General features: G+C 63.3%; 11 protein-coding genes. 6 read left to right on the top strand and 5 right to left on the bottom strand.

Annotated features, from left to right (window positions below):
• Positions 1-13: 13 nt before the first annotated feature.
• The 3 genes from C725_RS01300 (at position 14) to C725_RS01290 (ending at position 2,762) form a co-directional block, all read left to right on the top strand.
• On the top strand, positions 14-223 hold the full coding sequence (locus tag C725_RS01300; protein ID WP_008599652.1) for a hypothetical protein: 210 nt from the start codon (positions 14-16) through the stop codon (positions 221-223).
• A 61-nt stretch (positions 224-284) separates the two neighbouring features.
• Positions 285-1,373, top strand: coding sequence for a glycosyltransferase family 4 protein (locus C725_RS01295; protein ID WP_160165697.1), 1,089 nt, complete (start codon positions 285-287; stop codon positions 1,371-1,373).
• Positions 1,374-1,382: 9 nt separating this feature from the next.
• Positions 1,383-2,762 (top strand): O-antigen ligase family protein, encoded by a 1,380-nt coding sequence (locus C725_RS01290; RefSeq protein WP_008599649.1) that lies wholly within the window; start codon positions 1,383-1,385, stop codon positions 2,760-2,762.
• Here C725_RS01290 and C725_RS15110 read toward each other — a convergent pair.
• Positions 2,714-3,676, bottom strand: a complete 963-nt coding sequence (locus tag C725_RS15110) for a glycosyltransferase family 2 protein (protein ID WP_276324520.1) — start codon at positions 3,674-3,676, stop codon at positions 2,714-2,716. The two genes, C725_RS01290 and C725_RS15110, sit on opposite strands and share 49 nt — an antisense overlap.
• A gap of 111 nt (positions 3,677-3,787) precedes the next feature.
• A complete protein-coding gene (locus C725_RS01280) occupies positions 3,788-6,127 on the bottom strand; it encodes a beta-L-arabinofuranosidase domain-containing protein (RefSeq protein WP_338046124.1) in 2,340 nt (779 codons plus the stop codon).
• Positions 6,128-6,288: 161 nt separating this feature from the next.
• Between C725_RS01280 and C725_RS01275 the strand changes: the two genes are divergently transcribed.
• Entirely contained in the window at positions 6,289-8,577 is a 2,289-nt protein-coding gene (locus C725_RS01275; RefSeq protein ID WP_243442663.1) for a DPP IV N-terminal domain-containing protein, read from the top strand.
• A gap of 39 nt (positions 8,578-8,616) precedes the next feature.
• Here C725_RS01275 and C725_RS01270 read toward each other — a convergent pair whose 3' ends face one another.
• Positions 8,617-9,789 (bottom strand): M24 family metallopeptidase, encoded by a 1,173-nt coding sequence (locus C725_RS01270; RefSeq protein WP_008599644.1) that lies wholly within the window; start codon positions 9,787-9,789, stop codon positions 8,617-8,619.
• Positions 9,790-9,800: 11 nt separating this feature from the next.
• On the bottom strand, positions 9,801-11,039 hold the full coding sequence (locus C725_RS01265) for an NAD(P)/FAD-dependent oxidoreductase (protein WP_038280990.1): 1,239 nt from the start codon (positions 11,037-11,039) through the stop codon (positions 9,801-9,803).
• Positions 11,040-11,117: 78 nt separating this feature from the next.
• Here C725_RS01265 and C725_RS01260 point away from each other — a divergent pair, with 78 nt between their 5' ends.
• Both C725_RS01260 and C725_RS01255 read left to right on the top strand, forming a co-directional pair.
• A complete protein-coding gene (locus tag C725_RS01260) occupies positions 11,118-12,032 on the top strand; it encodes a dihydrodipicolinate synthase family protein (protein ID WP_008599641.1) in 915 nt (304 codons plus the stop codon).
• A 21-nt stretch (positions 12,033-12,053) separates the two neighbouring features.
• Positions 12,054-13,052, top strand: coding sequence for a 4-hydroxyproline epimerase (locus C725_RS01255; RefSeq protein WP_008599640.1), 999 nt, complete (start codon positions 12,054-12,056; stop codon positions 13,050-13,052).
• Between the two features lie 80 nt (positions 13,053-13,132).
• On the opposite strand, the gene C725_RS01250 is transcribed toward C725_RS01255, so the two are convergent.
• Complete coding sequence (locus tag C725_RS01250; protein WP_008599639.1) at positions 13,133-14,356, bottom strand: cytochrome P450; 1,224 nt, start codon at positions 14,354-14,356, stop codon at positions 13,133-13,135.
• Between the last annotated feature and the right edge of the window lie 216 nt (positions 14,357-14,572).

The following is a 14,572-nucleotide window of genomic DNA, read 5'->3' as shown; positions in this document are numbered from 1 at the left end:
GACATGCGTTCTCATGGACATGAACCTTGCGCCTTCACCGGAAACGGAGATCCTCTTCGAGGACGAGGCGGCCAGCGCGCCGCGCGCGGTTCAGAAAGGCGGGCAGCAGCAGTCGGAGACGGAGGGCACCTCCCCGGCAAGACTGGATCTTCTCGCGATCGTGCTCGCATGTCTTGGCGGTTGGGCGCTTCTTCTGGTCGGTCTTTTTGCTCTGATCTTCTGACGATCGCCGCCACATTATGACCGCCTTGTCACCGAGAGCGGCCGCGCGCAGACGAATTTTCGTGACCGGACTCCGCGGCCTTCCCGGCGTCATGGGAGGCGTCGAGACGCACTGCGAAGAGTTGCTGCCACGCATCGGGGCGGACAATCCCGATCTTTCCTTTTGTGTTCTCGGTCGTCAGCCCTATCTACCCGATGCATCCACCGAATTTCAGGGTATCGAGGTCGTTGCCCTTTCCTCACCCAAGAAAGTGAGCCTGGAAGCGATCGTGTCGACAGCCCGCAGCGTATGGTACGCGCGGTCGCGGGGTGCGGACCTGATGCATATTCACGCCGTTGGCCCTGCCCTTCTGGTTCCCGCTGCCCGGCTTCTGGGGCTTCGCACCGTCATGACCCATCATGGTGCCGACTATGATCGGGCGAAATGGGGCCGGTTCGCCAAGGCCATGCTTCGTCTGGGGGAACGGCTTGGTGTCCGCTTCGCAAACCGGATTATCGCCGTGTCACCATCGCTGGAGCGCAGCTTGCGGCGGCGCTATCCGGCGGCTGCGAACAAGATCAGCTACATCCCCAATGGCGCGCCGACCATCGATCACGATGAATCCGGACAAGACGAGGCGCTGCGCAAACTGGGGCTACGGGCTGGACAGTTCATCCTCGCGGTGGGGCGCCTGGTGCCGGAGAAAGCCTTTCACGACCTGATCGACGCCCATGCCGACAGCGGGGACACGCGAACGCTCGTGATTGTCGGTGCCGCCGATCATGCATCTGACTATGCCGCCAAATTACAGTCCCGCGCGAGTGCATCGGTCATATTCGCCGGCCGCCAGCCGCGCAGCATGCTCGCGCATCTCTACCGGACGGCCGATCTGTTCGTTCTGCCTTCCTACCATGAAGGATTGCCGATTTCGGCCCTGGAAGCGGGCCAGGCCGGTGCCAACATGCTGCTGAGCGATATTCCGGCCAATGTCGATATCGGCCTGGAGGAGCGAAATTATTTCCCGGTCGGCGACAAGAGCGCGCTTGCGGCATGCCTGCGCCGGCCCGGCGGTGATTTCGCGATCGACGCGGCGGCTCTGGCGAAGCGGTTCGACTGGAGCCGGATCGCTGAGCAGACCGCGTCCGTATACCGCGCGGCCATGAGCGGCTGATCGAGCGCCTTGGACCAAGCCGCCTATACCTTCGCACCGCCCCTCCCGCTACCATTCCTGGCGGCAGGCGTCGGGATCGCGATCCTGCTCCTCGTCATTGCGCTGCGCCGCGCCGCATCGATCCAAGCCAAATTTCTGATTCTGGCAATCGGCCTACGCGTGATCTTCGACGCGGCCGCGGCCTTCACGCTGCGGCCCCTGCCCGGCGGTCTGACGGCCAATGCGTTGCTGTCCGTCGCCACGGTCGGCATCGGGCTGCTTCTCGTGCCGCCGCGATCGTTGCGGGCGGTTCTACTCGTGCCCTTCTATCTAATGATCGGGCTTATCGGGCTATCCGCCCTGATGAACGGTTTCGACATGGCCGCCATCCAAGTGATCGTCAAATACGCTTATTTCATCGCAATCTTCATTCTCGCCGCCTCCGCGTTCGCTAAGGAGGGGGCGAACAGGACGGTGGCGTTGATTGGGCTCTCTCTGGCCCCGGCTGTCATCTTTCAGCTGCTGTCCCTCGTCGCGGGCACCGCCAATGCTTCGCCAACCGACGGCTCCGTCGCGTTTATCGGCGGCTTCAATCACGAATCCATCTTCTCACTCGTCGTGGCGACGCATCTCCTTCTCGTCTGCTTTTCCGACAGGCAGAGCCCGCTGATGCGCCTCGGTGTGATTCTGCTGCTGCTGGTCTCGCTCTATCTTGCCAACTACCGTACTGTCATTCTGGGGCTTCTGCCTCTCCTCGGCGTCTTCGGCATCCAGTTCCTTGCCGTCCTTCTGCCCCCTCGTCAGCGCGCGCTTCCGTTGATCGCGGTCGCCGTCATCGCGGCCGTCGGCATTGCGGGGGTCGCCAGCGACCCCGAAGGACGCTTCGGCGACGCAATGGAGATGGTTCGCAATCCCGGCGAACTAATCCGCCCCCCGGACTCCTTTACGCCGGAAGAACGCCGCTTCGCCTCCGCTCGCGCGCTCGTCTGGAGCCAATATTGGTACGGGTTCGCCGAAGCGCGCGGCGTTCAACAGATCATCGGTCATGGCCCCGACAGTTGGCAGTCGCGGTTCCGCGTCTACGCTCAGAACACGTTTCTGTCTTACCTTTTTGAATTCGGGATAACCGGCGCCCTTGCCATAACCTTCGCGATGACCGGCATGGCACTCTCGTCATTACGGGCGCCGCCGGTGCAGCGATATCGCCTCGTCGCGGCCCATTTCGGTTTTCTGCTCATCAACCTGTCCACCATGCCCTTCTGGATCGTGGAGGGCTTGATCTTCTACGGGCTGCTCTGCGGCCTGACGGTTCACTACGGCTGGAAAGGCGCGCCCGCTTTGACGCGTCCGCAGGCCGCGCTTCAGGGGCGCCTTGCCGCCAATCCGAAACCGGCAATCAGCGGCACGTAAGCCGCGCCGCTCGGATAGAAGAGTTGCGCCTGCCAGCCCGGTTTCAGCCGAGCGCGCTTGCCGGCTGCATGCCGGGCGTAAAGCGCCAGCTCCATATTGGCCAGCCGCTTCAAAAGGCGCTTTTCGCCGGGTGCAGCCGACGGAAGCATCGTTCGGATCGTCCGGATCAGCAGCGGCGGCTCCACATGCAAGGTCGCCTTCGTAACCCGGTTCACCGTATCCTGGTGGAATTCGGCAGTACGCGGGCGTGAATAGACGCCCGGCCCGTCCGCCATGGCACGCAGCCACAGATCCTTGTCTCCGCCCCTGCGCGCTGTCCCGGCCGGAAACAGACCCGCGCGCAGGAGAACATCGCGGCGGAACGCAGCGGCGCCCGTCCAGACGGGACAGCGTTTGGTCCTTAGCCATGTTTGCAACAGGCGACGGAAATCGAGCGGCGTGTCGGCTGGCAAACCCTCTTCGTGGCGATAGGGGCGCGTTCCAGCTTCAGACACGATGTCGATGCCGCTGAACACGAAGCGCGCATTGCCCGCCACTGACACGGCCCGCTCCATCGATGCCAGATGATCCGGCTTCCAGACATCGTCAGCGTCCAGGAACGCAATCCAGTCTCCCTCGGCCTCGAAAATGCCGAAGTTGCGAGCGGCATAGCCGCCGGGCCCTGGAATCGACCGCGACAAGAGACGAACAGGCGGCGCGTCTTTCCCAAGCGTTCCGGTCAACGCTTCGACACGATCCGGCCCATCATCCGCCGATGCGTCGTCGATGATAATGATTTCGAGCGGCGGGAGCGTTTGGGCAAGCACGCTTTCCAGCGCCCGAACAATATGGGGTCCCTTGTTGTAAAGCGGAATAACGACGCTGACACGGGCGAACGCGTTTTCAGAAGGCCGCGAACCGGTGGGCTGGTCGATCTCGGAACGGATGTCGGAACTCCGGAAAAATTGGCCCGCTGCGGCGCGCCCTGGGACGGCCTCCTCTCATACAGGCACAGAGGTAGGCGGGACCAGCGGCAAATTTTTCCGCTAGATTCGCGTCGGCCCCTTCGCGGACATCAAACGCATACCGAAGACCGGTCCGGCGGTATCCCCCGTCTTGGGCTCCACACGCACGCGCACCTTCGTTTTGCCCTTCGTCAGTGTCTCCGGCACCGCATACTCCCGCTCGATAAACTCGCCGGGTTCGTCATGTGCCAGCCGCTGCGCGGCAATGCGCTCGCCATCGATAAGGATATAGAATTCGCGGGGACGCTCGTCCCCCCAATAGGTCGCCTGCAGGACGAGCGGGCCTGGCCTGACGCTCATGTCGAATTCGAAAAATCCGCCGGTGCGCGCATCCCGGCCGTTTCGGCCGCGGTAGGTCACCGGGTAGGAGATATCGGCTTCCAGATCGTGATTGCGCTCCGGCTGCATCTCTCCAAGGTGCATGATGTCGACGGAGCGTGCCGCAAGGTCCGCCTGCCGCGCGGCCGCAGCCGCATAGGACGCCTTTTCCTGCTGCCACTGCGCATCGGTAAAGCGCCGGAAATAGACGGCGCTGCGCCGATCATACTGACTGTAGAAGGGAACGAAGCGCATATCGCCCGGTCGCCCGATCCCCTGCGTGGCAAAGGCGGTCGCGCTGCCGGCCTCCGGAACGAACTTCGCCAGCAGATCGCTGCCGACCAGCGCGGGCGCTGCGCCATCGAATTCTTCTTCCGCAGGGCCGAGATCGGCGGCCAGCACCATCGGCCCGCGCAGGAGAGCGATCATGTCCGGATCGTCGGCGGTCGGCTCGATACGCAGCCGCATCGGCATAGCAATGGCAAGTCGGTCCCCCGCCTGCCAACGGCGCGAAACGGTGACGTACCCATCCTCCACTTTAGCGGCGACAGCCTTGCCGTTCACGCGGACGTCCACGCTCTCCGCCCATGCCGGCACGCGTAGCGCCACTGGAAAGCGGCCTGGCTTCGCCAGTTCGGTGAAGGTCAGGTTCGCGCTGCCCTCTTCGGGATAGCGCGTCTCGAGCCGCACCGAAGCGCCCCGCGGCCGCCAGTTCGCCGCCGCCGGGATGTAAAGATTAACGATCAGAGCGTCATCGCCCTGCCAGAAGATGGAATCGCCGTGCTTCGCATGGCTTTCCATGCCCGTGCCCACGCAGCACCAGAACGCGTCCTTGCCCGGCTCCGAATATTCCCGCGCAGTTCCGCTCATCAGCGGGGTCATGTAGCTGAAGCCGCCAGTTTCGGGGTGCTGCTGCGAAAGAATATGGTTCAGGTGGGCACGCTCGTAAAAATCGAAGAGCGCGCTGCGCGGTCGCCACGAATAGAGATGCCGCGTCAGCTTCAGCATGTTGTAGCTGTTGCAATGCTCGCACGTCTGTTCGGTGATATGCTTTGATATGGAATTCGGCTCGGAGAAATACTCGCGGTCGGCATTGCCGCCGATGACATAGCTGTGACGCTTGGTAACCGTGTCCCAGAAAAACTCGGCCGCCGCGCCCTGGGCAGGCTTGCTCGTCAGTTCATAAAGTCGCGCCAGACCGATCAGCTTCGGCACCTGCGTATTGGCGTGAAAATTTGCAAGCCGGTCTTCACCGCGCGTCAGTGGATCCAGAACCTTGTTGTCGTAAATGCGCTCGCCGAGGCGTAGCCAGCGCCGTTCGCCGGTCCGCGCGTAAAGCTCGGCGAAACTTTCGTTCAGGCCGCCATATTCACAGGCAAGCACGGTCTGCACCTGTTCGTCATCGAGTGCTGCGAACATCCGGTCGATATAGTCGCCCAGCGCCACCGCAATCGGCAACGCCGTCCGATTGCCGCAAAGGTCGGCGACATCGTACAAGCCGGTGTAAAGCTTGTGCCAATTGTAAAGGGGAACCCAGCAGCCGTTCAGGTCGAAGCCGGCCGAGCGGATATCGCCGGCCATGATTTCCGGAAAGATTTCCTTGCCGTCGACGATCTCCCCGTCGGGACGCTTGCGGGTAAAACCGGCGACGTAGCCGTCGCCATGGGCTGCCTGCACCGTCGCCAGTTCGCCCACAATATAGTTTGCCCGGCGACAGCTTTCCTCATCGCCCGTCTGTGCATGGGTCAGCGCGAGCGCGCTGAGATAATGGCCGAGCGTATGGCCGGCAATCGTATCGCTCTCCCACCCCCCATAGACGTCGCCCTTCGGTGCCAGGCCAGCGCTGGTCCGGTAATTGTGAAGGAGCCGGTCAGGGTCGAGGGACATCAGATATTCGCGGTTCCGCTCGACCGCGTCCGCCCAAGGAGAGGGCAGCAATCGAACGTCGGAAAGTGGCAGCGGCTCGGGGTGGCTCGGTAGGAGGCCATCCGTCCCTGTATCCTGCCCCCTAGCACCCGCCCAAACCGGCGTCGGTGCAAGCACCAGGCACGCCGTACCCGCAAGCAAATTCCGCCTCGTCGTCTGCAAACCTCACCTCCTGTCTTGCGAAGATCGTATACGATCAATAGGCGCTGTCAAACGAAGTGTCGGAGGTTTTGCGAATGGCTGAGTGTGGCACCGCCAAAGGTGGGCGGAAAAATAGCGTGTTACTGACTGCCCTCCTCGCTCTGCTTCCGCTTATGACCATCACGGCTGGCGCGGATGCCGCCGCTGCCCAGACCGAACGTGCCCGTGTCGAGCGCTCCGTCCATCTGCGCGAGAACTGGAAATATCTGACGCGGAATGTCGCCTTTCCTGCCCAATGGACAGATGATGGCGCCGCATTCGTCTACCGCAAGACGGTCGAGGGCGGCTTCGCATTCGTACGCGTCGATGACCGCACCCTCGAAAAGAGCGCCCCCTTCGATGCCGCCCGGCTTGCCGAGGCCCTGGGGAAAGAGACGGGAGAAGACATTGATCCCCTACGTCTGCCGTTTGACGGTTTTACTTATGCGGATGACGGCAAGGCGATCGAGCTTCGCGCCGACGACACGCTTTATCGCTGTACGCTGAACGCTTATGTCTGCGCGGAAAAGACGGAAGAAGACGAGCGCCCGCGCGGGTTCGGAGTCGTGCGCGATCTTCGCGTTCCGGCGAACAACGAGCCCTCCCCCTCCCCAGACGAACGCTTCGAGGCGTTCGTTCGCGATGACAATCTGGCCCTGCGAGATTTGACCACCGGAGACGTCGTCATGCTGAGCCGCGATGGCTCACCGGGCAACTTCTACGATCCGGAGACCCTTCGCTGGTCCCCCGATTCCAGCCACATCGCGATTCATCGAGTGCGCCCCGGCCACGCTCGATACGTTACGAGGGTCGAGGCCGCGCCGGATACGCAGGTCGATCCGGTGGTCCATAAACAGCTTTATCCAAAGCCTGGGGACGCGGTGGATATCGAGCAGCCGGTTCTGTTCGACATCCGCTCGCGTCGCCAGATTGATGTCGACAACAAGCTGTTTCCCAACCCCTACCGCCTATCCCCACCGGACTGGCGCAAGGACAGCGCCAGCTTTGCATTCGACTATGATCGCCGTGGCCATGGGCAGGTCCGCGTCATCGCCGTCGATGCCGATACCGGCGGGGCGCATGCAGCGGTGACGGAAGACAGCGATACCTTCGTTTATGCCGACAGGCGCTTTCGCCATGACGTGGGCGATTTGGGCGAGGAGATGATCTGGATTTCCGAGCGCGACGGTTGGCGGCACCTTTACCTGATCGATTCGCGCCGTGGGCGCGTGAAGCGGCAGATCACCAAGGGGGACTGGATCGTCCGCGATGTCGTGAAGGTCGATGACGACAGCCGCCGAATCTGGTTCTCAGCCAGCGGGCGACGGGACGGAGAGGATCCGTATTTCGTCCACTACTACCGCGTGAACTTCGACGGGAGCGATCTGACACGGCTGACGGAGGCGAACGCCACGCATACGGTCAGTTTCTCGCCCGACATGACCCGCTACGTCGATGTCTATTCGCGCGTCGATCTTCCCAATATGATGGAGGTCCATGACGCCGAGGATGGCGCGCTGATCGCGACCATGGAGACTGGCGACATCTCGCGCCTTGAAACCGCCGGCTTCCGTCCGCCCCAACCGTTCACCGCGAAGGGGCGCGATGGCAAAACCGATATATGGGGACTGGTCGTTCGGCCGCGGGACTATGACCCTGCCCGCTCCTATCCCGTCATAGAGAACATCTATGCCGGACCGCACGACAATTTCGTGCCCAAGCGCTTCTGGCCCTTCGGATATCATTCGGGAGGAGACAAGGTGATCGGCATGCAGGCGCAGGCGGATCTGGGATTCATAGTGGTCCAGATCGACGGCATGGGAACCGCCAACCGCTCAAAGGTCTTTCATGACGTGGCATGGAAGAACCTGGACGATTCTGGTTTTCCGGACCGGATTGCCTGGATGCGCGCCTTGGCAAAGCGTGAACCCGCGGCCGATCTGTCACGCGTCGGCATCTACGGCGCCTCCGCCGGCGGCCAGAGCGCGCTCAATGCGCTTCTCTTCCACCCCGAGTTCTACACGGCTGCCGTCGCCTATGCCGGATGCTACGACAACCGCATGGACAAGATCAGCTGGAACGAGCAGTGGCTCGGCTGGCCGGTAGACCAGAGCTATCTCGACGCCTCCGGTGTCGTGAACGCGCACCGGTTACAGGGCGACCTGCTGATGATCGTCGGCGAGCAGGATTCCAATGTCGATCCGGCATCGACGCTTCAGGTCGCCGACGCGCTGATCGAAGCCGACAAGGACTTCGAGCTTCTGGTCGTGCCGGGCGGGGAACATAGCGTCGGCCGATCCACGGGTCCCATCGATTATGTCCAGCGCCGGCAGTTCGAATTCTTCCTGCGAAAGCTGTCCGCTCCGGGCGGCCTCGCGCCCGATTAACGAGGAAGGGGACGCGGCGAACGGCGCCCCCTTCCCGCTTCATCCGAAGGGACGATCAATCGAGGGCTGTGGCTCCGTAAACCACGCGGCACCGTTTTCCGTCACGTGGAAGTGGTCCTCCAGCCGCACGCCGAACCGTTCCGGCACCACGATCATCGGCTCATTGGAAAAACACATTCCTGGGGCAAGCGGCGTGCGATCGCCGCGAACGAGATAGGCGGGCTCGTGAATGGCAAGACCGATACCGTGGCCCGTGCGATGCGGCACGCCCGGCAGCGTGTAGTCCGGCCCCAGGCCCGCCTTCTCCACGACCTTGCGGGCAGCCGTATCGATCTCCTCGCAGAGCACGCCGGGCCGTACAGCCTCGAACGCCGCCTGTTGGGCATCCCGTTCGATCTGCCAGATACGACGCTCTTCGTCGCCCACGCTCCCGAACGCATAGGTTCGCGTGATATCGGAATGATATCCGTCCAGCGTGCAGCCCGTATCGACGAGCACGAGCTGGTCCTTTTCCAGTTCCCGATCACCAGGCAGGCCGTGCGGATAGGCCGTGGCATGACCGAACTGGACGATACAGAAGCTGGAGCCGGCGGCGCCGAGTTCGCGGTGCTGCTCGTCGATGAAACGAACCACCTCCGACTGGCGAACGCCAGGTCGCAGCCTATCGAAAACACGCCTATGCACCTCCAGCGTCATGTCCTTCGCACGCTGCAGGAGGGCAAGTTCGGCCGGCGATTTCAACATGCGGCAGCCATCAATGGCTGGCGCTCCATCAACGAGCGTGACCGAGCCGGCGGCGCGGCGAAGCCGGTCACCCATCTGGAACGGCAGCATGGAATCGACAAGCAACTGCTTTGCGCCAAGGTCCCGTAGCGCGCCCGCCACCATCGTGAAGGGATCCTCATCTTCCTCCCACAGCAGGAAGTCAGCATCGATCTTCAGGTCCGCTCGAAGGCTGCCAAGTTCGAACGCCGGGCAGATCATGACAGGTTTGTCGCCCTTGACAGGCAGGAGCATGCCGACGAACCGCTCCGTCAGACCCCAGGGCACACCGGCGAAATAGCGCAGGCTCGCCCCTGCGGCGATCAGCAGCGCATCGCCGCCGGCATCCGCCGTCAACTCGCGGGCGCGCTGCAGACGCTCGCGCCTTTCAGCTTCCGATATCGCCGGAACGGGCGTTGAAAGGGCATCTGGGATGCTGGCGGTGGTCATGTCGGTTCCCCTCAATGAAATCGGTCAATATCGAACGGTGCAAGCGGCACGGTTTCCGGCGCCCCCGCAAGGGCATCCGCAATCAACTCGGCCGTGATCGGGCCGAGCGTCAGTCCCAGATGCTGATGACCGAAGGCATAGGCAAGGCCGTCGACCCTGGAACTGACGCCGATCGCAGGCAGATAATCGGGCAGCGTCGGACGCGCGCCCATCCAGCGGCGAAATGGCGGCGACATGGGCAGATTGAGCGCGGAGACATGGCGTTCCAGCCGATCCCACTTGCGTGCATCGGCGGGCGCATCGGGGCTGTTGAACTCGACAAAGCTTGCGGCCTGCACGCTGTCCTCGAAGCCGGTGACGATCATCGACCGGTCCTCAAAGACGACGGGCGGCAGATCGCTGGGCCAACCGCCGGACTGCGCGCGAACATGATAGCCGCGCTCCGCAATCAGCGGTGCCCGGTGGCCGGCCTCTCCCATGATCTCGCGGGAACCGATCCCGCAGGCCACCACGATCCGCGCGCCGGGTGCGACGGCCCTGCCCTCGACGGTCGCAGAGACCGTCCTGCCGCTGCGTTCCAGACGCGCCGTTCCGCTAAGGAATGTCACACCGGCTTCCATTGCTGCGCTTTTCAAGCGTCCCCTGAGCCGGTCCAGATCGGCGATCTGGGCGCTCCCTGCGAAACGCAGCGCCCCGGGCGGGCGGTGTCCTAGCAGCGCTTCCAATCGGTCGAGATCCTCGCGTGCCGCCGGCTGCACGCTTGCGCTTCCGATGTCCGCAGATTGCCAGGCGCGGGCACCGGCCGCCGCGGTCGCCGCATGTTCCCAGAGGACCAGGTGCCCATCCTCTCGCAGCACATCCTCGGCCTTCAGTGCTGCGGCGAGCCGGCGCCAGGCCGGCAGCGCTTCCGCCATCAGACCGCGCAGCGCGTCCTGCCCCCGCGCGAAGTTCTGGCGCCCCGATGCGCGCAGGAAACGTCCGGCGAACGGCGCCCACGTCTTCCACGCGGAGGGCGGCAGGTCCATGGCGCCGCCAAAACCGTAATAGCGTCGTGGGACTTGCCTGAGCGTCGCGATCGACGCGAGCGGCGCGATTTGCTCGGTCGCGATGTGTCCTGCGTTGCCCCAGGACGCGGCGGTGCCGCTTTCCGGATCGATCAAGATCACCTCTACGCCCTTGTTCGCGAGCGCAACGGCGATACAGAGGCCGATGATCCCGCCCCCGACGACCACATGTTCGTTTTTGCTCACCGGTTCTCCATTGCATCACGGCCGCTTAGATCGTATACGATATATAACTTACGATGATCCCGAAAGGAAAGAGACGCAATGAACATCGATTGGCAGGGCGTATTCCCGGCAGTTACCACGCAGTTCCGTGAGGATATGTCCATCGACTTGGCGGAGACGCAGCGTGTTGTCGACGAGCTGATCAAGGATGGCGTTACGGGCATCATCGCCCTCGGTACGGTTGGAGAGAACAATTCCCTGACCATCGAGGAGAAGGTCGAGACACTGACTGCGATTGTCGAGATCGTGGCGGGCCGTGTCCCGGTCATCACCGGAGTGTCTGAATATGATGCTCGCCGCGCCATCCAATATGCCCAGGCGGCGGAGAAGGCTGGCGCGAACGGTCTGATGGTGCTTCCGCCTATGGTTTACGTTCCTCAGCCGAACGAAATGGCAGAGCATTTCCGGGCCATCGCCTCCAGCGTTTCGCTGCCAATCATGCTCTACAACAATCCGCCGGCCTACCGATCCTCGATCGGCAGCGACGTGCTTGATGAACTCGCCGGGGTGGAAAATATCGTCGCGATCAAGGAATCGGCACCCGACACCCGCCGGTTTACCGATTTGCAGCGAGAGTTCGGCGAGCGCTTTGTGCTGTTTGCCGGGCTTGACGACGTGGCGCTGGAGGGGCTGCATCTCGGCGCACGCGGATGGGTTTCTGGCCTTACCAACGCCTTCCCGCGCGAATCCGTCGAACTCGTCGCCGCCTTTCAGCGCGGCGACCATCAGGTCGCCCTGGACATCTATCGGTGGTTCATGCCCCTTCTCCACCTCGACGCTGACCATGATCTGGTGCAGTCGATCAAGCTTGCCGAGCAGGTCATGGGGCGCGGATCGGAACGCGTGCGCCCGCCGCGCCTGCCGCTTGTCGGAAAGCGCAGGGAACAGGTTATCGCGATGGTCGAGGATGCCGCGAAGACGCGCCCGTCCCTGAAGACCAACAAGGCGGCCTGACCCTCGCGGCAAAGACGAAACATGCGCCACACGTTTTTCTGCATCGACGGGCATACGGCCGGCAATCCCGTTCGGTTGGCAGCCGGCGGCGCGCCGCTCTTGCAGGGGCGTTCCATGTCGGAGCGGCGGCAGGATTTCCTGAACCGCTTCGATTGGATCCGGACCGGCCTGTGCCTGGAGCCGCGTGGACACGATATGATGTCCGGCGGCTTCCTGTACCCGCCGACGCAGCCGGAGGCGGATATCGGCATATTGTTCATCGAAACGTCCGGATGCCTGCCCATGTGCGGCCACGGCACGATCGGGATCGTAACCTTCGGTCTGGAACACGGCCTCATTCTCCCCAGGGAGCCTGGTCGCCTCAAGATCGAAGTGCCCGCCGGCATGATCGACGTGACCTACACATGCCAGGAGGGGCGCGTGACGAGCGTGCGCATCCGCAACGTCCCCGCCTATTTGGCCGCGAAGGATATTCGGATCGACGTGCCGATCCTGGGCCCACTCACCGTCGATGTCGCCTATGGTGGGAATTTCTACGCCATTGTCGAGCCACAGGGCGCCTATAACGGCCTCGATGCGCTCGGGGCTTCCGGACTCCTCAATCTCAGCCCCTTGATCCGTTCCGCCGTTCGAGAGGTCTTCGAACCGGTGCATCCGCTCGACGCCACCATTCGCGGGGTCAGTCACGTCCTTTGGACAGACGAACCGATGAACGACGCGGCCGATGCGCGAAACGCCGTCTTCTACGGCGACAAGGCCATCGACCGCAGCCCGTGCGGTACGGGCACGTCGGCGCGCCTCGCGCACCTCGCCGCGAAGGGAGAACTCGGCGCCGGCGACCGGTTCGTGCACGAAAGCTATATCGGCAGCCGCTTTACCGGCCGCATCGAGAACGTCACCACGCTTGGCGACGTCCCCGCGATCATTCCCTCTATTGAGGGCTCGGCCATTTCCACCGGCTTCAATACCATCTGGATCGACCGGGCGGACAAGTTCTGGGAAGGCTTCCAGGTCAGCTGATCTGCCGCACTCGGCAAATGCTGCGGCGAAGCTCGCGGCCGACGATTTTGGATGCCCGCCCGTTCGACCCGCCGATCGTTCTAAACGACCTCGAGGACGAAACCGCTGCGCGGCAGCGTCGGAAAGCGGTTCTGGGGAATCGTCAGATCCTGCTTGGGAACACGATAATCAAGCCGGCCGAGCAGCATTACGGCCTTGCCGATCAAGGCCCGAGTGAACCATTCGCCGGGGCAGCGGTGGTCGACGGCGTGGTCGCCCGCCCCCTGCGGCGCCAGAGCATTGCCGGTCGTCTCCCGACCGGCGAACCGGTCCGGGCGGAAACGTTCAGGATCGTCCCAGAGCCGGGGATCGTGATTGGTGGCATGAAGCCCCAGTAGCACCCAGTCGCCGTGGTTGAAGGCATGCTCCTGCCAGACGAAGTCCTGCCGCACGCGTCCGCCGATTACCGGAAAGAACGGATAGAAGCGGCGCACTTCGTCGACGAAGAACGGCAGGCATGTCCCTGCGTCTTCGTCCAGCCAGAAGGCTGTCTCTGGATATGTGTGCAACGCGCAGGCAGCGAAGGTGATGAAGCGCGCCACGGCGACCGTGGGCCGCACGAGGTTCAGGAGCTCTACCGCCGCGCTATCCGGATCGAGCAAGCGGCCATCGGCATCGCGGAACTGCGCGATCCGGTCGACAGGAGTATTGTCGCCCCCGCGCTGGCGCGACGCTTGCACAGCCGCTCGTGCCCATCTCTCTGCGCGGCGGCGCAGCATGAGCGCTCGCAAGACGCTGGGACCGATCGAGCCTGCGGCGCCGATCATTGCGGCCATTTCCTGCGTACGACGCTGAAGCGCCTTGCCGGGAACGGGAACACCGGCCCAACCGCAGACGACATCGCACAGCAAGCGCATCATCGCGGCGTGCAAGGCGATGCGCCCCTGGCGCCGCCAAACAGGCACCTCTGCGCGCCACCGCTCCTCGAACAGGGCAACGATCCGCTCAACCTCCGCCCCCGTCAGCAGATCAAGGAACAACGCCTTGCGCAGGTGATGACGATCCCCTTCGAGTTGCTGGACGCTGCCCTTGTCCTGCAACAGCCGCAGCGTCGTTGGCGGCATGGCGCCGCGGCGGTCGAAATGCACTCCGTCATAGAACAGGCGCGCGGCGTCCTCGCCCATCAGGCAGGTTACGGGCCGCAGCACCAGCCTTGTGCGAAAAGCATCGGCGCGAAGTTCGCGGCAATGCTTGCCGATGAAGCCATATCCTTCACGAAAGAAGGCAAATGTGCTGTCCGGTGTCGCGAGGCGTGGGATCGGCATAGTCGTTACAACGGTGTGCGGCGCCCATGGCTCCCCCGCAATGATGATCTCGACGCCAGTCACGGGAGGGTCGGGCCGGATCGGCGGGGAACCCCGCTCTTTCCCCAAACGTCTCTTTACCAAGTCTTGGCAAGCTGGCGGGCTGTTCAACCGCAGCACCAGCTCTGCGGCACAAGCGAACTTAGCGAAAGACGTCCTGATGGCGCGAACCAGAAG

Source organism: Pacificimonas flava (assembly GCF_000342165.1).
Taxonomy (GTDB): domain Bacteria; phylum Pseudomonadota; class Alphaproteobacteria; order Sphingomonadales; family Sphingomonadaceae; genus Pacificimonas; species Pacificimonas flava.
Note: the sequence above shows the minus strand (reverse complement) of the source record. Positions and strands in the feature narration are given on the sequence as shown.

Excerpts from the sequence above, each read along its gene's own strand:
- C725_RS01300 (WP_008599652.1), top strand. The coding sequence starts at position 14 with ATGGACATGAACCTTGCGCCTTCACCGGAAACGGAGATCCTCTTCGAG.
- C725_RS01270 (WP_008599644.1), bottom strand. The coding sequence starts at position 9,789 with ATGACCACCGCCAGCATCCCAGATGCCCTTTCAACGCCCGTTCCGGCG.
- C725_RS01260 (WP_008599641.1), top strand. The coding sequence starts at position 11,118 with ATGAACATCGATTGGCAGGGCGTATTCCCGGCAGTTACCACGCAGTTC.
- C725_RS01255 (WP_008599640.1), top strand. The coding sequence starts at position 12,054 with ATGCGCCACACGTTTTTCTGCATCGACGGGCATACGGCCGGCAATCCC.
- C725_RS01250 (WP_008599639.1), bottom strand. The coding sequence starts at position 14,356 with ATGCCGATCCCACGCCTCGCGACACCGGACAGCACATTTGCCTTCTTT.